At 60.8% G+C, this 17,503-nt stretch carries 19 protein-coding genes; 10 read left to right on the top strand and 9 right to left on the bottom strand.

Features of this window, described 5'->3' with window-relative positions; translation table 11 throughout:
- Window positions 1–35: 35 nt before the first annotated feature.
- The 8 genes from ABUA09_RS05195 to ABUA09_RS05160 all read right to left on the bottom strand — a co-directional run bounded on the left by ABUA09_RS05195 (window position 36) and on the right by ABUA09_RS05160 (window position 7,583).
- Entirely contained in the window at window positions 36–734 is a 699-nt protein-coding gene (locus ABUA09_RS05195; RefSeq protein ID WP_033117349.1) for a hypothetical protein, read from the bottom strand.
- Window positions 734–2,146, bottom strand: a complete 1,413-nt coding sequence (locus tag ABUA09_RS05190) for a Sapep family Mn(2+)-dependent dipeptidase (protein ID WP_033117350.1) — start codon at window positions 2,144–2,146, stop codon at window positions 734–736. Before ABUA09_RS05190 ends, ABUA09_RS05195 begins: the two co-directional genes overlap by 1 nt.
- A 50-nt stretch (window positions 2,147–2,196) precedes the next feature.
- Entirely contained in the window at window positions 2,197–2,838 is a 642-nt protein-coding gene (locus ABUA09_RS05185) for a helix-turn-helix transcriptional regulator (protein WP_033117351.1), read from the bottom strand.
- An 87-nt stretch (window positions 2,839–2,925) separates the two neighbouring features.
- Window positions 2,926–3,441 carry a flavodoxin family protein gene (locus tag ABUA09_RS05180; RefSeq protein ID WP_058118282.1) on the bottom strand — a complete coding sequence of 172 codons (516 nt, stop codon included), beginning with the start codon at window positions 3,439–3,441 and terminating at the stop codon, window positions 2,926–2,928.
- 112 nt (window positions 3,442–3,553) lie between these two features.
- Window positions 3,554–4,576, bottom strand: coding sequence for a glycosyltransferase family 2 protein (locus ABUA09_RS05175; protein ID WP_033117353.1), 1,023 nt, complete (start codon window positions 4,574–4,576; stop codon window positions 3,554–3,556).
- A gap of 11 nt (window positions 4,577–4,587) precedes the next feature.
- Window positions 4,588–5,748 carry a UDP-galactopyranose mutase gene (gene glf, locus ABUA09_RS05170; protein WP_349949192.1) on the bottom strand — a complete coding sequence of 387 codons (1,161 nt, stop codon included), beginning with the start codon at window positions 5,746–5,748 and terminating at the stop codon, window positions 4,588–4,590.
- Between the two features lie 141 nt (window positions 5,749–5,889).
- On the bottom strand, window positions 5,890–6,459 hold the full coding sequence (locus tag ABUA09_RS05165) for an inorganic diphosphatase (RefSeq protein ID WP_033117354.1): 570 nt from the start codon (window positions 6,457–6,459) through the stop codon (window positions 5,890–5,892).
- 101 nt (window positions 6,460–6,560) lie between these two features.
- Window positions 6,561–7,583, bottom strand: a complete 1,023-nt coding sequence (locus tag ABUA09_RS05160) for an Ig-like domain-containing protein (protein WP_033117355.1) — start codon at window positions 7,581–7,583, stop codon at window positions 6,561–6,563.
- A gap of 201 nt (window positions 7,584–7,784) precedes the next feature.
- Between ABUA09_RS05160 and ABUA09_RS05155 the strand changes: the two genes are divergently transcribed.
- The 8 genes from ABUA09_RS05155 (at window position 7,785) to rsmI (ending at window position 15,733) form a co-directional block, all read left to right on the top strand.
- Window positions 7,785–9,245, top strand: coding sequence for an AAA family ATPase (locus ABUA09_RS05155; RefSeq protein ID WP_279204924.1), 1,461 nt, complete (start codon window positions 7,785–7,787; stop codon window positions 9,243–9,245).
- 207 nt (window positions 9,246–9,452) lie between these two features.
- A complete protein-coding gene (locus tag ABUA09_RS05150; protein ID WP_033117356.1) occupies window positions 9,453–9,995 on the top strand; it encodes a ferritin family protein in 543 nt (180 codons plus the stop codon).
- Window positions 9,996–10,015: 20 nt separating this feature from the next.
- Window positions 10,016–10,168, top strand: a complete 153-nt coding sequence (locus ABUA09_RS05145) for a rubredoxin (protein WP_075704457.1) — start codon at window positions 10,016–10,018, stop codon at window positions 10,166–10,168.
- 316 nt (window positions 10,169–10,484) lie between these two features.
- On the top strand, window positions 10,485–12,806 hold the full coding sequence (locus tag ABUA09_RS05140; protein ID WP_033117357.1) for an anaerobic ribonucleoside triphosphate reductase: 2,322 nt from the start codon (window positions 10,485–10,487) through the stop codon (window positions 12,804–12,806).
- Between the two features lie 126 nt (window positions 12,807–12,932).
- Entirely contained in the window at window positions 12,933–13,460 is a 528-nt protein-coding gene (nrdG, locus tag ABUA09_RS05135; RefSeq protein ID WP_227151832.1) for an anaerobic ribonucleoside-triphosphate reductase activating protein, read from the top strand.
- A gap of 13 nt (window positions 13,461–13,473) precedes the next feature.
- Window positions 13,474–14,112, top strand: a complete 639-nt coding sequence (locus tag ABUA09_RS05130; RefSeq protein WP_279204928.1) for an NUDIX hydrolase — start codon at window positions 13,474–13,476, stop codon at window positions 14,110–14,112.
- Window positions 14,099–14,863: a tRNA1(Val) (adenine(37)-N6)-methyltransferase gene (locus ABUA09_RS05125; protein WP_253284599.1), complete on the top strand. Its 765-nt coding sequence runs from the start codon at window positions 14,099–14,101 to the stop codon at window positions 14,861–14,863. The genes ABUA09_RS05130 and ABUA09_RS05125 overlap by 14 nt, the downstream gene beginning before the upstream one ends.
- Window positions 14,864–14,896: 33 nt before the next feature.
- Entirely contained in the window at window positions 14,897–15,733 is an 837-nt protein-coding gene (gene rsmI / locus ABUA09_RS05120; RefSeq protein ID WP_033117361.1) for a 16S rRNA (cytidine(1402)-2'-O)-methyltransferase, read from the top strand.
- A gap of 172 nt (window positions 15,734–15,905) precedes the next feature.
- On the opposite strand, the gene ABUA09_RS05115 is transcribed toward rsmI, so the two are convergent.
- Window positions 15,906–16,148 carry an AbrB/MazE/SpoVT family DNA-binding domain-containing protein gene (locus tag ABUA09_RS05115; RefSeq protein WP_033117362.1) on the bottom strand — a complete coding sequence of 81 codons (243 nt, stop codon included), beginning with the start codon at window positions 16,146–16,148 and terminating at the stop codon, window positions 15,906–15,908.
- A gap of 207 nt (window positions 16,149–16,355) precedes the next feature.
- Here ABUA09_RS05115 and ABUA09_RS05110 point away from each other — a divergent pair, with 207 nt between their 5' ends.
- Both ABUA09_RS05110 and ABUA09_RS05105 read left to right on the top strand, forming a co-directional pair.
- Window positions 16,356–16,931 (top strand): spore maturation protein A, encoded by a 576-nt coding sequence (locus tag ABUA09_RS05110; RefSeq protein ID WP_033117363.1) that lies wholly within the window; start codon window positions 16,356–16,358, stop codon window positions 16,929–16,931.
- 12 nt (window positions 16,932–16,943) lie between these two features.
- The gene (locus tag ABUA09_RS05105) at window positions 16,944–17,468 is read left to right on the top strand and encodes a spore maturation protein (protein ID WP_227151858.1); all 525 of its coding nucleotides are present in this window, start codon (window positions 16,944–16,946) and stop codon (window positions 17,466–17,468) included.
- Window positions 17,469–17,503 lie beyond the last annotated feature (35 nt).

Below are 17,503 nucleotides of genomic sequence, written 5' to 3'. Positions count from 1 at the left end.
CCCCGGCGGGGCGGATGCGCCGCCGGGGGGCTTTTTCAGTAGGGAAGAATCAGTGCGGAGAGATTGGAAAAGTCGTTGTCGCCCATGGAATAGAGGCCGTCGTCATCGGGGGCCACCAACACCAGGATGGGGACGACATCCAGTTGGTTCAAAAGTCCCAGGGTGTCCCGGCAGAGGGATACAATGCCCATGGCCCAGTCGTTTTCATAGTCCGTGCGGAATTGTTCCTGTTCGTCCTGCGGGAGCGCGTCGAGGTCAGTATCGGCGTATTTCCGGGCGAACGCCTCCTGATAATCCGCCAAACTGTCCTCACGGACCTGAAGGAAGAGGTCCAGGGGACGGACGGAGACTTCCACGGCGTATCGGGTGTCGTCCAGGGGCACGGCCTCCTGGACGCTGTACTGTGCCTTGGCGCAGACCTCCGCGAGAAGATCCAACACCGCCTGTCGGGTCTCCTCCGTAAGGGCGCTCTCGTCCAGGTCAAACTGGTAGGCAAACCGCCGGTACTCCTGCTCCAGGGACGCCTCGTAGGCGTCCTGGGCCTCCCCGTCGGTGAGCTCCACCAGATCCAGAAAGGCATTGTTCCAGGTCCCCTTGTAGGTCTCGTCCAGCACGCCCTTCACGTAAGCGGTGGCGTCGAAGACGGTCATCTTTGTCTCCCCGCAGGCCGTGAGGCTCAGACAGAGAAGGGCCGCGGCGGCCAGGGCGGCGGCGCGCCCGCGCAGCCTTCCCATCACCGGCACAGCTCCGCGATAGCCTGGGTGAAGATCTTGCAGGAGAGAAGGAGGTTCGGGATGCTGGCCTGCTCGTCGGCAGCGTGCATCTTGGGGTCAAAGCCGGGGAAGTCACAGCCGAAGGCCACGCCGCCGGGGATGTCGTGGACATAGGTGCCGCCGCCGATGGCGATAGGCTGGGGGTTTTCCACGCCGGTATAATCGGCATAGCACCGCAGCAGAGTCTGGACCAGCTCGGAATCACGGGGGACGCAGTGAACGGTGGTCATATCCGGGTCGCCGGTGACCGAGATGCCATAGCCCGCGAAAGCGGCCTCACAGGCCTTTTTGCAGGTTTCCTCCGTGGCACAGATGGGGAAACGCACGTCAAATTTGGCGGTAAAGCCGGTCTCGGTGAGGGTGAGAAGAGCAAAATTCAGAGTAAGGGGGCCGGATTCGGCGTCCTCCTGGGCGATGCCGAGGGCCTTGCCGCGATTGTCCCCAAAGGGGAAGAGGGTGTGCAGGGCCCGGACAGCCTTTGTGCTGCCGCAGTCGGCCAAGGGGAGGCGTTCCAATACCTCCAGGAGGGCGGCGATGGCATTGATACCGTCGTCGGGGGAGGCGGCATGGGCATTTTTGCCCTCACAGTGGATGTGGCAGCCGCTGGCGGAGCCGTTTACCAGGAAGGCTGCGCCGGTGGTCTGGGCCACTTCGTCACAGACGGACCGGACATCCCGGTCAAAGAGGCCCAGGATCATGCACTCGGCTTCGGGGGGGACCACATTCTGACGGAAACCGCCGGTCATGGCGGCCACCCGTGGGAGCGCGCCGGAGCGCTCCCACTGCGCGCCGAAATCGGGATGGTAATGTCCCTTCTCGATGTTGATGACAGGGAAGTCGGCATCCGGGGTAAAGGCATAGGGGGCGTAGGGCTCCCGGGCGTAGTAATAGGCGATGTCGGCGGAGCCGCTCTCCTCATCGGTACCCAGGATCAGCCGGGCGTTGGCGCTCACGGGGAATCCCAGCTCCCGGACCGCCTTCATGGCCAGGAGGGCGCAGACCACGGGGCCCTTGTCGTCGGAGACTCCTCGGCCATAGAGCATCCCGTCCCGCTCCACGCAGGTATAGGGATCGGTGGACCAGCCGGAGCCCTCGCCCACCACGTCCAAGTGGCCCAGGATGTGCAGCCGGGTCTCCTTGTCGTTGAGGTCGGCAAGGCCGACATAGTGGTCATAGTCGGTGACGGCAAACCCCAACTCCTTGCAGAGGGACAGGGCCTCCGTAAGCGCGGCGGCGGGGCCAGGGCCAAAGGGCTTGCCGGGTTCGGCCTCGCCCTTCACGCTCTTAACGCCCACCAGCCGGGAGATGGCGGCGACCAGCTCCTGCTCCCGAGCAGGGTCGTTCCAATATGCCTCGATCTCTTTTTGATACATAATCGATTCTTCCTTTCCTGAAAAGACGGGCCGGATACCCATGCTCTGCATTACGCGCGGGAGGCGCCCTCCCGCTGGGCCAGCTCATCGAGATATTTGTATACCGTGTAACGGCTCACACCCAGCCGCCGGGCGGCAAAGGGCACCGATTTCCGGTAGGAAAACGCGTTTTTCTGGTCCATCATGGCCACGATCTTCAACCGGTCCGCCTTGCTCAGGGCATCCACGGGCTTCCCCACGGCGGAGAGACACTCGTCGAAAAGATCGGCCAGGGCGGAGTCGCCGCCCTGCCACAGGGCGGTCTTGAGGTCGGCCTCCGCACTCATCAGGTCCACCAGAATGCGATTGGCGTAGACAAGGGAGGTGTAGTCAAAGTTGATGCCCAGGGCCAGATTGTAGTCCTCTCCGATGAGATGAAAGGTGGAGGATTTGATCTGCTGGCCGGAGGGGGTGGTGGCATACAGGTTCACCTGATCGCTGCTCCGGGCCTCGGGGTCCAGCTCCCGGGCGGTGCCCAGGATATCCAGGGTGGAGCCCACCTCCCGGCCGGAGACATGCCCGTTATAAATGGACAGAATGGGGTGGGTGGGCACGCCCATATCGTGGACCAGAGTCTCACAGGAGGAGCCGAACATTTCCGCGATGCCGCGGGCGGCGCGGTCCAGAAATTCAAAGGCTTCGTCACGGGTCATTTACATCGGACCTCCTTCTGACAGTGCCATTATTTTACCCGGAAACGAAAAAAAAAGCAAGAGGCGGACGGCGCCTCTTGCCTCGTACTACCCCAGCGCGAATTGGCTGAGCTGCTTCTCCTGGCCGGGACGGATCTTGATGGAACGGACCTGGTTCCCGGCGGGAACACAGAGCCGCAGGCCGGCCATTTCGGGCGCGCGCTCCAGCTCTCCCACCACAAAGAGCAGGACCTTCTTGCCACTGAAGCGGAGCGAGGAGAGGTAATTTTTCAGGGGGCGTCCCACCTCGCCCATATAGGCGCTGCCTCCGAAGATCAGAAGGTCATATTCCATGGGGTCATATTGGAGGACGGGGGAGGGGTAGTTCACCGTCACCGTATGGCCCGCCCTGGCCAGGGCCCGGGCCAGCGCCCAGGCGATGGCGTTGTTCCGCCCCCGGTTGGAGGGCTGATAGATGAGCAAGGCCCGCTTGAAGCCGTAGCCCACCTGACGCTCCACGGGGCGGCGGACCAGATCCCGCCGCCGGACAGTCCAGTAGAAGATCAGGTACAGGGCCGCCGCCAGGGCGGCCAGGGTCAGCGGGGGAATGAGCCACAGGTTCATGGCGGACCTCCTTTCTACCGGGGCCGCGGGCCGCGCGTACAGACTGCGTTAGGCCCTGCTGAAAATGGCTGGCCCGCAGGCCTTCGGCCCATGTCCAATCTGCAGGCAAGTCCTAATTGAACTTATAGATGCGCCGGGCCAGGCGGTAGAGACGCACGGAGAGCTTCCGGCCCTGGTAACCGGGAAAGTTGCCCACGGCGCTGATGGAGCGGTATTTCATCTTGTGGTAGATGCCGCTGTCCACCGTCCGCAGATATTCCCACAGCTCCGTCTTTTTGCCCAGCGCCTCGGGAGAGCCGTCAATGATGAGGAAAACGGAGGAGATGGTCATCATCATGGAGAGGTAGTTGAACATATACCGGCTCAGCCGGCGGTGCTGCGCGGCGACGCTCCTCAGGTTGTGGGAGTCGATCATGATCCGGGTCACCCGGAGCTGCTGGTCCACCCGCTTCACCATCACCTGCTCGTTCACGCTCTGATCGGCCCGGCCGATGAAGTAGCGGTAAAAGTCCAGATCCATATAGTAAAGAGTCTTGACAAAGGGAAGGGGCTGGTAGACAAAGATGTTGTCCACATAGAAGGTGTGCTTGGGAAGCTCTAGGCCGCAGCCTCGGAGCAGTTGGGTACGGTAGAAAACCGAGTGCATCAGCAGATACTGGGAGGGGCGGAACCGTCCGATCTCATCCCAGGTGAAGACCCGATTCTGGGGGAAGACGTTGGTGTACCGCATGACCTTCTGCGTCTGGTCTTCCACATGCTCGTAGACGTAGTTGCACACCAGCATGTCCACGGGATGCTCCATCTGGGAGAACTCCCGCAGCTTGGCAATGACCTTGCGGAGGGCGTCCACGTCGGCCCAGTCATCGGAGTCCACCACTTTGTAGTAGAGCCCCTGGGCCCGGCGGAGCCCCTGATTGACCCCCTCGCCGTGGCCCCCGTTTTCCTGGTGCACCACCCGGACGATATCGGGGTATTGGGCGGCATATCGGTCGGCGATGGCGCCGGTATCGTCCTTGGAGCCGTCATCCACAAGGATGATCTCCACGTCGTCGCCGCCTTCCAGAAGCGTCTCGACACAGTGCTCCATGTAAGCCTGAGAATTATAGCAGGGGACCGCGAATGTCAGCAATTTCACAAAATCCGCTCCTATTGCTCCAGGATACCGTCGCACAGGGTCAGGGCCCGCAGCGCGATGGCGTCCATATTATAATATTTATACTCGGCCAGCCGGCCCAGTAGGTGAAGGTTGGAAAAGCCGCCGGCCAGGTCCCGGTACCGACCGTAGAGGGCGTTGTTTTCCGGGCTGATGACAGCGTAGTAAGGGATCTCGCCGGGAGAACCGGTATAGGCCCGGGAGTACTCCTCCATGATGGTGGTCCTCCCGGGCACCACCTGCCCGGTGAGCTGCTTATACTCGGTGATGCGGGTATAGTCCTCACTCACCGTATAGTTCACCGTGGCCGTGGGCTGGAACCGGTCCACTTCCAGCGTCTCAAAATCAAAGTCCAGTGTGCGGTAGGGCAGATGGCCGAAACGGAAGGAAAAGAGCTCGTCCACCTCGCCGGTGTAGATGACCGGGCCGGCAAAGGGCTCGCCGTCCAGGCGGATGACGCCGTCCTCCAGCGCCATCCGTTCACGGGCGTCCACCCCCAGCTCCACGGTGATGCGGGGATGATCCAGCATACGCTGGAACAGCGGGGTATAGCCCTCCAGGGGCATTCCCTGATAGGGGTCCTGGAAATACCGGTCGTCCCGGCTGAGAAGGATGGGGACCCGGGCCGTGGTGGCCGGGTCAATCTCCTCGGGGAGCTGCCCCCACTGCTTCATGGTGTAGTGAACGAATACATTTTCGTAGACATAATCCGCCACCTCCCTTAGCTCGGGATCGGTATTTTCCCGCAGCGACAGGATGGTGACTCTGGCGTTGGCGCTATAGGCGGAGAGAAGCTTGTCCTCCAGCCGGGCGGCCTTCTCTTCGGGAAAGGCCATATGGAGGGAGGTGAGATTGAAGGGGACCGGCAGAAAACGGCCGTGGACGTTAGCCACCACCCGGTGCTGGTAATCCCGCCAGCCGGTGAAGCGGGAGAGGTAATCAAAGACCCTACGCTCAGAGGTGTGGAAGATATGCGGGCCGTATTTATGAATGAGAATCCCGTGCTCGTCAAGGCAGTCATAGGCGTTGCCGCCCACATGGCCGCGGCGCTCCAGCACCAGGACCCGCCGGCCGCCCCGCTCTGCCATCTCCCGGGCGGCCACCGAACCGGCGTAGCCTGAGCCGATGACCAGGCAGTCAAAATGTGTGTCCATCAGGTTCCCGCCTTTTCTGAATTTTTCCATCGATATGTGCTTATTCTATCATACCGAGGGAGAGAAGAAAACGAAAAAAGTATTAAAGTTTGCTTAAAGAAAACGCCCTTGTAGATCAAAGGGAGGGGAGTGCCCGTATGGTCAACGGGAGGAGTGCCGCTCCGGAGTGTGGTCGGAGGAGCCCAGGAAGGTCTCATTGTAGTGATCCATCGCCTTGCAGATGACCTGAATGGCGGCCTTGCGGTCGTTCACGTCGCCCGCGACGGCCTCTTTTCCCTCCAGCGCCTTATACACGGAGAAAAAGTGCGCCATCTCGTCAAAGATATGGCCAGGCAGCTCCCAGATATCCTGATAGGTGTTGTAGGTGGGGTCGGAGAAGGGGATGGCGATGATCTTCTCATCATTTTTGCCGCCGTCCAGCATGCTGATGTAGCCGATGGGATAGACCCGCACCAGCGTCAGGGGGTCCATGGCCTCGGAACAGAGTACCAGCACATCCAGCGGGTCGCCGTCGTCGCCATAGGTCCGGGGGATGAAGCCGTAGTTGGCGGGATAATGAGTGGAGGTATGAAGGACCCGGTCGAGGATGATGAGGCCGGTCTCTTTATCCAGCTCATATTTTTTCTTACTGCCTTGGGGGATCTCGATGACTGCGATGAAGTCCTCCGGCTGGATGCGGGCAGGGTTGATGTCGTGCCAGATGTTGGACATAAGGGCACGCTCCTTTCCAAAGTGGTCGTGACGGTTCATTATATCCGATTTAGAAGGAAAATACAATGGCGGACCCTTACTCGGGCCCGCCATTGCGGATGTCAGAACGTACAGCGCACGATACACTCCAGCGTCTGGCCGTCCACCTTGCAGGTGATGGTGGTGGTGCCGCGGCCCACAGGCTTGACAAGGCCGCCCTCCGTGATGGTGGCCACCGAGGTGTTGCCGATGGACCACACGGGGGTGGAGGAGGTGCCGGACACCTTCATCTGTACCGCCGGCTCGGAGAGAGAACCGAAGGTGAAGTCCGTCTTGTTCAGGCTGAGGGAGGCGGAGGAGGCCGAGCCGGACGAGGAGGCGCTGGTGACACTGTTGCGCACGGTGCACTCCTGCTGGTAGCCGCCCGCCATGGCTGCGGTGATGGTGGCAGAGCCGGTCTTGGAGCCCGGGCGCACCAGACCGGTGGCGTCCACCGTGGCCACATCGGGATTGCTGCTGGTCCAGGTGATCTCGCCCGTGGTCCCGGCCGGAGTGAAGGTGACCGTCAGTTGGACCGGGTCCGGGTACTGATCGTTCATGGTGAAGTCGCTCTTATTCAGCGTGAAGCCGGTGGCGGTCTGCCCCACCGGTACGGTGGGAGTGGCCTCCGGCTCCGGCGTGAGACTGGGAGGCGTGGTGTCGTCCGGCGCATCGGTGGCGTCGGGGTCCTGAGAGGGGCCTTCGCTCTGCGTGACCGGGGGCGTCGGCGTGGCGTCGGGGTCGATCTCGCTGCGCTTTACCAGCGGGACAATCTGAGTGGCCACGATCCAGATCGCGGCGGCGATGATGGCCAGTGAGATCACAGTGCCGGCGAGACGCAGGGGCGTCCAGCTTCCGCCGCCCTGCCCGCGCCGCGGGGAACCGCCCGCCAGACGCTTGCCGCCGCTCCGGCGGGAGGTGGATTCCTCGTCGCCCTCATATTCGATCTCGAAGTCCCCGCCGTCGTCTTCATAGCGCTCCCGCTTTTTGGCGGATGCCTTCTCTTCGCAAAACGGACAGCGCTTATAGGTGACAGAGTAATCTTCCCCGCAGTTGGGGCAGCGGATCACGGTGGAGCGGCTGCCGGTGGCGCGCTTGTTGGGCATGGATAATCCCCCTCTGCTCGATTTTACTTCAATTATGTATATAGTACATGGTTCGATGGAAATCGTCAACCGGGCAGTGAAATAAATAATGAATTGTTTACAATTTTATGTCTACTGGTGCGAGACTTGACCTGGAAGGGCCATTGCAATATAATGAAAGACGTTTCGGGCAAGGTAAAAATAGGAAAAGGAGTGGGGCCGATGAAGGGGGCAATGACCGCCGCGGCGATGCACAAACAGTACAGCGATGGGGTGGCCGCCTTCCGGCAGCACATCGCCAATCCCGCCATGCGGCAGAAATTCAACGCCGATGCGGACGAGTTCATGCGCTTGTGCGCACTGGGAGTGTGGCAGGCGGATGGAGGCAACGTGACGCCGCAGCATGTGGAATACTACAACGCCATTTACTGCAAGGGAAACCCGGCGCCGGCGGCCCTCTTCTGGGAGCTCTCCACAGCGGTGGCCGACTACTCCGGATTTGAAGCCCCCGGTTTCTTCCAAAAAATGCGGGAGTATGACAAAGCATATGGGCAAAAGACCTCCCGCAGGTTCGTGGATCTGCTGACCTTGATGCTGCTCCTGTTCGCGGCAGTGGACGGCGCGGTGAGCGACAGGGAGGCCGGGTTTGTGAACGCCTGTGCGGACAAGCTCTCCGCTCTGTGCGACCGGGACGGACTGCCGGACGATAAGCCGAAGCTGGATGCGGACGATTTCGTCACCCGCAGGGGAGGGCAAAGTTCACAGCCAGAGGGGGATGCTCCAGCGATGTCGAAGGAGGACCCGGCCCCGGTCGGGAACCAGGCCGAGCCGGAGGTGAGCCTGGAGGAGCTGCTGGCCCAGTTGGATGAACTCTGCGGCTTGGAACAGGTCAAGAAGGACGTAAAAAGCCTCATCAACCTGGTCAAGGTGCGCCGGCTCCGGGAAAAAGAGGGACTTCCCGTGCCTCCTATGTCTCTTCATCTGGTGTTTATGGGGAATCCCGGCACAGGAAAGACCACGGTGGCCCGGTTGCTGGCCAGGATCTACCACGCGATAGGCGTCCTTTCCAAGGGACAGTTGGTGGAGGTGGACCGCTCCGGGCTGGTGGCCGGCTTTGTGGGACAGACCGCCATCAAGACCAACGAGGTCATTCAAAAAGCCCTGGGCGGGGTCCTCTTTATCGATGAGGCATACGCGCTGGCCAGCCACGACAATGCCAACGACTTTGGGCGGGAGGCCATCGAGACGCTGCTGAAGGGGATGGAGGATCACAGGGCCGACCTCATTGTGATCGTGGCGGGATATACCGAGCTGATGGGGGAGTTCATCCACGCCAACCCCGGTCTGGAGAGCCGGTTCAATAAGTATTTCTATTTTGAGGATTACAATGGCGGCCAGCTTCTGGAGATTTTTCAGTCCATGTGCAAAAAGAACGGCTACACTTTGGACGACGAGGCGGAGCGATACGCCGAAACGCTGTTTCAGACGCTTTATGAACAGCGGGACGAAAATTTCGGAAATGCCAGAGATGTGCGGAATCTCTTCGAGCGGGCGGTCTCCCGTCAGTCGGATCGGGTGGCTGCATTGGAAGCACCCACCAAGGAACAGCTTATGGAGCTTGCCGCAGGGGACCTGAGAGAAGAAGAGTCACCGGGAGAAGAGCGGAACGGAGCGGAAGCATGAGGTTGGGCCCGCCGATGTTTTCGGCGGGCCCAACCTTTTTCCGGGGGAAGCTCCCCTTTGGACCCATAGGCTGAACGGGGAAAATAAAATTCTTCTAAAAATTTCTTCAAACCTCTTTACAAAAGTGGATAGCTGTGGTATACTATGGATAGTTAATCAATAACAATTCTTGTTAGCAAATATAAAATGTTTTTGGAGGTAGCGATTATGAAAAAGTTTATCTGCACCATTTGTGGCTATGTTTACGAGGGGGAGACCGCTCCGGAGTTCTGCCCGCAGTGCAAGGCGCCCCGGGAGAAGTTCCAGGAGCAGACTGGTGAGAAGACCTGGGCGGCTGAGCATGTGGTCGGCGTGGCCAAGGGCGCGCCTGAGGAGATCATCGAGGGCCTGCGCATGAACTTCAACGGCGAGTGCTCCGAGGTCGGCATGTATCTGGCCATGGCCCGTGTGGCCCATCGGGAGGGCTATCCTGAGATCGGTCTCTACTGGGAGAAGGCCGCCTACGAGGAGGCTGAGCACGCCGCCAAGTTTGCCGAGCTGCTGGGCGAGGTCATCACGGATTCCACCAAGAAGAACCTGGAGATGCGTGTAGAGGCTGAGAACGGCGCCACCGCCGGTAAGATGGAGATCGCCAAGAAGGCCAAGGAGCTGGGCCTCGATGCCATTCACGATACCGTACATGAAATGGCAAGGGATGAGGCCCGGCATGGAAAGGCCTTCGAGGGCCTGCTGAAGCGTTACTTCGGCTAAGAGAAAGGAAGATATATACGATGAAATACCTCTGCCCCTGCGGCTATGAATATGACCCTGCGGTAGGCGACCCCGACAATGGAATCGCGCCCGGCACAGCTTGGGAGGATCTCCCTGAAGACTGGGTGTGCCCCGTCTGCGGGCTGGGCAAGGACGCCTTCGAAAAGGAATAAAGTTCTGAAAGAAGATGGGAAGCGGCACAGCCGCTTCCCATCTTCTTTCAGAACAGATTTATTGGATCCGGAGGGAAGGCGAGGCCTGTACGGGCACGGAATCGGGGGGATGCCGTTTTTGTCTACTGGCAAGTTATCTAAAAATGAAGGGTAAAATTCGGCACGGGTTCTCCTTGACGGCTTGTCCCAGATACGGTATCATGTAGATGCGTTTTTAGTAGCAAATACAAGATATTGTGTTACATATTTATTTGAGCACAACGATGACGCCCTTGCAGAGGGCGTTTTTCCTGTGACACAGAGGAGGATGTTCCCTATGACCATGACCAGCATCCGCAAGCGGGACGGAAGGGTGGCGCCCTTTGACGAGGAGAAGATTGCAGGCGCGATCGGCAAGGCCTTTGACGCCACCTACAAGCCGGGCTATGGAGAGACCGCTCACAAGCTGGCCGACGAGGTGGTCTCTATCCTGGAGCTGGAGGGAGACCGGCAGCCGGATGTGGAGCACATCCAGGACCTGGTGGAGCGGGTGCTGATGGATAACGGATATGTCCAGACCGCCAAGGCCTACATCCTGTACCGGGACCAGCGTAGCAAGGCCCGGGAGATGAACACGAGGCTGATGAAGATTTACGAGGACATCACCTTTACCGCCGCCAGGGAGTCTGATCTGAAGCGGGAAAACGCCAACATCGACGGCGATACCGCCATGGGCTCCATGCTCAAGTTTGGGTCCGAGGGGGCCAAACAGTTCTACGATATGTTTGTGCTCAAGCCTGAGCACGCCCGGGCCCATCGAGAGGGCGACATCCACATCCATGATCTGGACTTCCTCACGCTGACCACCACCTGCTGCCAGATCGACATCCGCAAGCTCTTCAAGGGCGGTTTTTCCACAGGGCACGGTACCCTGCGGGAGCCCAACGACATCTCCTCTTACGCCGCCCTTGCGTGCATTGCCATCCAGTCCAATCAGAACGACCAGCACGGCGGACAGGCGATTGCCGACTTTGACTACGGGATGGCCGATGGTGTGCGCAAGACCTTTGTGCGCATGTACCGGCAAAATCTGGCCCGGGCGGTGCTGCTGCTGGAGGGCGGTGAGGACCCGGAGGGCGTGCTCAAAGACATCATCGCCGAGGTGGAGGCTGAGACGGGCCTGCGCCCCACACTGGAAGACAACGAGGCCTATGCCGCAGCGGAGCTCCCCAAGCTTACGCCCAGATTCGGGAATGAGGAGGAGCTCCGGAAGGCCCAGCGATTTGCCCACTACCGCGCCGTGAAGGAGACGGATCGGGCCACTTATCAGGCCATGGAGGCGCTCATCCACAATCTCAACACCATGCACTCCCGGGCGGGCGCCCAGACGCCTTTCTCCTCCATCAACTACGGTACGGATACCTCGCCGGAAGGGCGCATGGTCATGAAGAATATTCTCCTCTCCACCGAGGCCGGCCTGGGCGGGGGGGAGACCCCCATCTTTCCCATCCAGATCTTCCGCGTGAAGGAGGGGATCAACTATAATCCGGGCGAGCCGAACTATGACCTCTTCCAACTGGCGATCCGCTGCTCGGCCAAACGGCTCTTCCCCAATTTCTCCTTTATCGATGCCCCCTTCAACCTGCAATATTACAAGCCCGGACATCCGGAGACGGAGATCGCCTACATGGGGTGCCGGACCCGGGTCATCGGGAACGTCTATGACCCCGAACGGGAGATCTGTAACGGGCGGGGCAACCTGAGCTTCACCACCATCAACCTGCCCCGGCTGGCGATCAAGGCCAAAGGGGACGTGGACACCTTTTTTGAGGGATTGGACCGGATGCTGGATCTGTGTGTGGACCAGCTTCTGGAGCGGTTTGAGATCCAGTGCCGCAAGCATGTCTACAATTTCCCCTTCCTCATGGGGCAGGGCGTGTGGCTGGATTCAGACCGTCTGGACTGGAACGACGAGGTGCGGGAAGTGCTGAAGCACGGCACGCTGTCCGTGGGCTTTATCGGCCTGGCGGAGACCCTCAAGTGCCTTGTAGGCGAGCATCACGGGGAGAGCGAGAAGGCCCGGGTGCTGGGCCTGGAGATTGTCTCTCACATGCGTGCCAGAATGGACGCCGAAAGCGCCAGGCGCGGGCTCAACTTCTCCCTGCTGGCCACGCCGGCGGAGGGACTGTCCGGGCGCTTTGTGCGCATAGACAAGGAGAAATACGGCGAGATCCCCGGCGTGACCGACCGGGACTACTATACAAACTCCTTCCATGTGCCGGTGTATTATCCCATCACGGCCCATGACAAGATTCGGATCGAGGCCCCCTATCACGCCCTCACCAACGCGGGCCATATCAGCTACATTGAGATGGACGGGGACCCCACCGAGAACCTGGAGGCGTTCGAGCGGGTGATTCGGGATATGAAGGAGGCGGGGATCGGATACGGCTCCGTCAACCACCCGGTGGACCGGGACCCGGTGTGCGGTTTCTCAGGGATCATCGGCGATCAGTGTCCGGGCTGCGGCCGCACGGAGGAGGACGGCGTTCCCTTCGAGCGCATCCGGCGGATCACCGGTTATCTGGTGGGAACGCTGGACCGCTTCAATAACGCCAAGCGGGCCGAGGAGCATGACCGTGTGAAGCACGGCGTCTGAATGGAGTGGAAAAGGGCGCGCCGCGGAAGAGAAGGTTCCGCGGCGCGCTCTGCGCGCTTGTGTTTGCCGCTGCAGATGGGTATAATAGCTTTAAACGGCCAATCGGCTGATGGGGAGGGGAGCCCTGTGCGCATTGCCAATCTGATTTCAGACTCCATTGTGGATGGCCCCGGTCTGCGCCTGACGGTATTTACCCAGGGCTGTCCCCACCGCTGTCCCGGCTGCCAGAATCCCGAGACCCATGATCCCTCCGGCGGCTGGGAGGTGAGTGTGGCGGAGCTGGCGGCGGAGCTGGATAAAAATCCGCTGCTCCAGGGGCTGACCCTCTCCGGCGGCGATCCGTTTTTCCAGGCGGAGGAATGCGCGGCGCTGGCTCGGGAGGCCAAGGCCCGTGGGCTGGATGTCTGGACCTATACGGGGTATACCTATGAGGCGCTGCGGGCAGAGGACCGGCCGGACTTTCGCGCGCTGCTCTCCGCTACCGATGTGCTGGTGGACGGGCCGTTCCTCGTGGCGAGAAAGTCCTACGCGGCTCTCTTCCGGGGCAGTGACAACCAGCGCCTCATCGACCTGGGCCGCACCCGGGCGTCCGGCCGGATGACGCTCTGGACCCGGCCGGATGCTCTGGGGCACTTTGTGATTCCGGAATCCTGAGGAGGGCAGCGCTGTGACGATTTCAGAGTTTGAACAGGAATTCATGGGGCATGTCCCTGAGATCATGGGGACCAAGGCCCACTATGCCGTGCTGGTCCCCCTGGTGGAGTGGCGGGGAGAGGTCCAAGTCCTCTTTGAGGTCCGGGCCGACACCCTGGAGCGGCAGCCCGGGGAGGTCTGCTTCCCGGGCGGACACATGGAGCCCGGCGAGAGCCCTACGGAATGTGCCTTTCGTGAGACCTGGGAAGAACTGGGGATCCCGGCGTCGGCCATTCGCCCCATTGCCCGGTTGGACGATGTGTATATGCCCAGGGGGGACCTGATGCATCCCGTAATGGCGCAGGTAGAGACGGGGGCGGTGGTCCATATGACCGCCAGCGCGGACGAGGTAAAGGAGACCTTTCTGGTGCCGGCGGACTTCTTTCGGCGGGAGGAGCCGCTGGTGTACACATATCCCCTGGAGCCCAAGGTGGGGGAGGACTTTCCCTATGCCCTTATCGGCTTTCCGCAGGGCTACCGCTGGCGGGGAGGCAAGGTGGAGGTCCCCATTTGGACCTATAAGGGACATGTGATCTGGGGACTCACCGCCCGCATCCTGCGATGGAATTTCAAAGACCGGGGAGAAGCTCATCGGCCCTATGGCGCTCGGTGAAGCTGCGGGCGAGGCAGATCGCCGCGGCGTTCCGGCTGGCGCCTGTCCGCCTTCGGTACACGACATGGGGATGGGGAATACCGCAAAGGGGCTGTGGACGATGGAACGGGTGGAACGACTGGGGCGCTATGTGCTGCTTCAGGCGGAGGGGGTGTTCCCTCTGGGAGCGGACACTTTGGATCTGAGCCGGTTCGCCACCGTGCGGCGGGGGTTTCGGGTCTGTGATCTGGGCTGCGGCTCCGGGGCGCTGGGACTCCTCCTGCTGGAGCGGGAGGAGAAGCTGGAACTCACGGGGGTGGAAGTGGAGCCGGCGGCGGCAGAACTGGCGCGGCGGAACTTGGCTCTCAACGGGCTCTGCGGACAGGTGCTCACCGGCGATCTGCGGGACAGGGCCCTGCTCCCGTCCGGATATTTTGATCTGGTGGTCTCCAACCCGCCTTGGTTTCGAGAAGGGGGCGGGTATTCCGGCGGCCCGGCGCGGTGTGAGGAGCGCTGTTCGATGGAGCAGCTCTGCGCAGCCGCGGGGCGGCTGGTCAAAAACGGCGGGCGGGCGGCACTGGTCCATCGGCCCGAACGGCTGCCAGAGCTTTTTGCGCAGCTGCGGGCGGTATCCTTAGAGCCCAAACGGATGCGCCTGGTCCAGCACAGTCCGGATGCGCCGCCTTCCGCCGTTTTGGTGGAGGCGGTCCGCCAGGGGCGTCCCGGGCTGGAGGTCCTGCCCGTGCTCTTGCGCACGGAGCGAGTAAAATAAGAAGGAATTAAGAAGGAATAGGGAGGTCCCACCATGCCAGGAACCCTTTATCTGGTCCCCACCCCCATTGGAAATCTGGGCGATATCTCATCCCGCATGGCAGAGACGCTGGAGACTGTGGACTTTATCGCGGCGGAGGATACGCGAGTCACGGTAAAGCTGCTCAACCATCTGGGAATCAAAAAGCCTATGGTGAGCTACTACCGGCACAACACCGATACCAGCGGCGCGGCGGTGCTGGAGCGGCTCCTGGCTGGAGAGAACTGCGCTCTGGTCACCGACGCAGGGACGCCGGCGGTCAGCGACCCCGGCGAGGATCTGGTGGCCCAGTGCGCCGCTGCGGGGGTGCCGGTGGTGGCCATTCCGGGGCCGTGCGCCCTGGTCACGGCTCTGGCCGTCTCGGGGCTTCCTACCGGACGCTTTACCTTTGAGGGATTTCTGGCCATGAACAAAAAGAACCGGCGGGCCCATCTGGAAGAGCTCAAGAGTGAGCAGCGGACGATGATCTTTTATGAGGCGCCTCACAAACTCACGGCCACGCTCAGGGACTTGCGGGAGGCATTCGGGGCGGAACGGCGGATCTCCCTGTGCCGGGAGCTGAGCAAGCTCCATGAAGAGATCCGCAGGACGACCCTGGGCGAGGCGGAGAGCTGGTATGGGCAAAATCCGCCGAAGGGGGAATTCGTTCTGGTCGTGGAGGGGGGCTGTCCGGGGCAGAAGGAAAAGCCGACGCTGGAACAGGGGCTGGCGCGTGTCAGACAGCTTTTGGGGCAGGGGAACACCCGACGGGATGCAGTGCGGCAGGCAGCTGAAGAGCTGGCGCTTTCCAGGAATGCTCTTTATGAGGCATCTATGGCGGAAAAGTCATAAAAGTTTTTCGAAGCGAACCCTTATTTGTTATTTTATTACACCCATTTATACATATAGTATAGGAATAAAAAAATATCACGCTTATATAATCACTCGCCTGTACAAAGAGTAAATCCACAAAAAACCGGGGCCGTTGATACGGCCCCGGTTTTTTGCAGCCTCAAAAGAGGAGTTACTTTTCCATCAGCTCGCGAATGCAGTTGGGACATACGTTTTTGCCCTTGAAGTTGATCACATCTTTTGCGTCATCGCAAAAAATGCAGGCGGGCTGGTACTTTTTCAGCACAATGGAGGCGCCGTCCACATAAATCTCCAGGGAGTCCTTTTCCGCGATGTCCAATGTGCGGCGAAGCTCGATCGGAAGAACGATCCGTCCGAGCTCGTCGACTTTACGTACAATACCAGTGGATTTCATAATGAATTCATGCTCCTTCCCAGATATTGGAAACAGTAATCTTGCAAATAGACCAATATCTGACAGTATTATAACATGGGGTATAGATTTGTCAATCGAAATCTGGAAACTCATGAGAATTTTTGTAACACGGTGAAAGGTTTTCCCCGGAGGTATTTTTGAAGTGGGACATGCGTATAGATGAGTGTTGAAAGTGAGGGCGGCGCTATGGCAATGACAATCATCTGGACCGGCATGGTGGTGTTATCCGTGCTGTGTGGGCTGGCGACGGGGCGGGGGCCCGCAGTGGCTGCGGCGGCCATGGAGGGGGCGGCGGCAGGGGTGGAGCTGTGTCTGTCCATGGCCGGCGTGCTCTGTCTTTGGATGGGCGTGATGGAGGTCATGAAGCGGTCCGGATTGTCGGATAAGCTCTCACGGCTCCTGATGCCGGTGCTCAGAAGGCTTTATCCGGCCTTTGCCCGGGACAGAGAGGTGATGGACACCATCTCCGCCAATGTATCGGCGAACCTGCTGGGACTGGGCAATGCGGCCACGCCCCTGGGCCTGGAAGCGGCCCGGAAGATGAGCAGGAAGACGCCGGGTGTGGCCTCTGACGGCCTGTGCATGCTGGTGGTGTGCAACACGGCCTCCATCCAACTCATTCCCACCACCGTGGCGGCGGTACGGGCCGGGGCGGGATGTGCGGCGCCCTTCGATATTCTGCCCGCCGTCTGGCTGGCCTCCGCCATCTCGGTCTCGGTGGGGATCCTGGCCGCCAAGCTATTTTCCAAAGTTTGGAGGTAGGGGGTGAGCGGAGTGGAATTGATGCTCAACATGATGGTGCCCTTTATCATTGCAGTGGTGGCCCTGTACGGGATGCTGCGCAGGGTGGATGTGTATGACGCGCTGGTCTGCGGGGCAGGGGATGGGCTGGGGGTGCTGATCCGGATCGTGCCGCCTCTCATCGGTCTGCTGACGGCGGTTTATATGCTCCGTGCCTCCGGGGCGCTGGAACTGGCGGCGGGACTGCTGGGCCCCATCCTGGAGCGACTGGGGATTCCGGCCGAGACCATCGCGCTGCTGCTGGTACGGCCGGTGAGCGGCAGCGCGGCCCTGGGGGTGGGGGCCGACCTCATCCAGACCTACGGCCCGGACTCGCTGGTGGGGCGCACAGCTGCGGTGATGCTGGGGTCCACGGAGACGACCTTCTATACCATCGCCGTCTACTTTGGCGCGGCGGGGATCGTAAAGACCCGCTATGCGGTACCGGCGGCGCTGTGTGCCGACTTGGCGGGGTTTATAGGCGCGTCCTGGGCCGTGCGGGTCCTGTTCTATGGATAGAGAAGCGGGGGGGGGGGGGGGGGGGGGGGGGGGGG

Source organism: Intestinimonas sp. RTP31139st1_F5_RTP31139_211217 (assembly GCF_040226735.1).
GTDB classification, from domain to species: domain Bacteria; phylum Bacillota; class Clostridia; order Oscillospirales; family Oscillospiraceae; genus Intestinimonas; species Intestinimonas butyriciproducens.
This window is presented reverse-complemented; position numbering and strand designations above follow the sequence as displayed.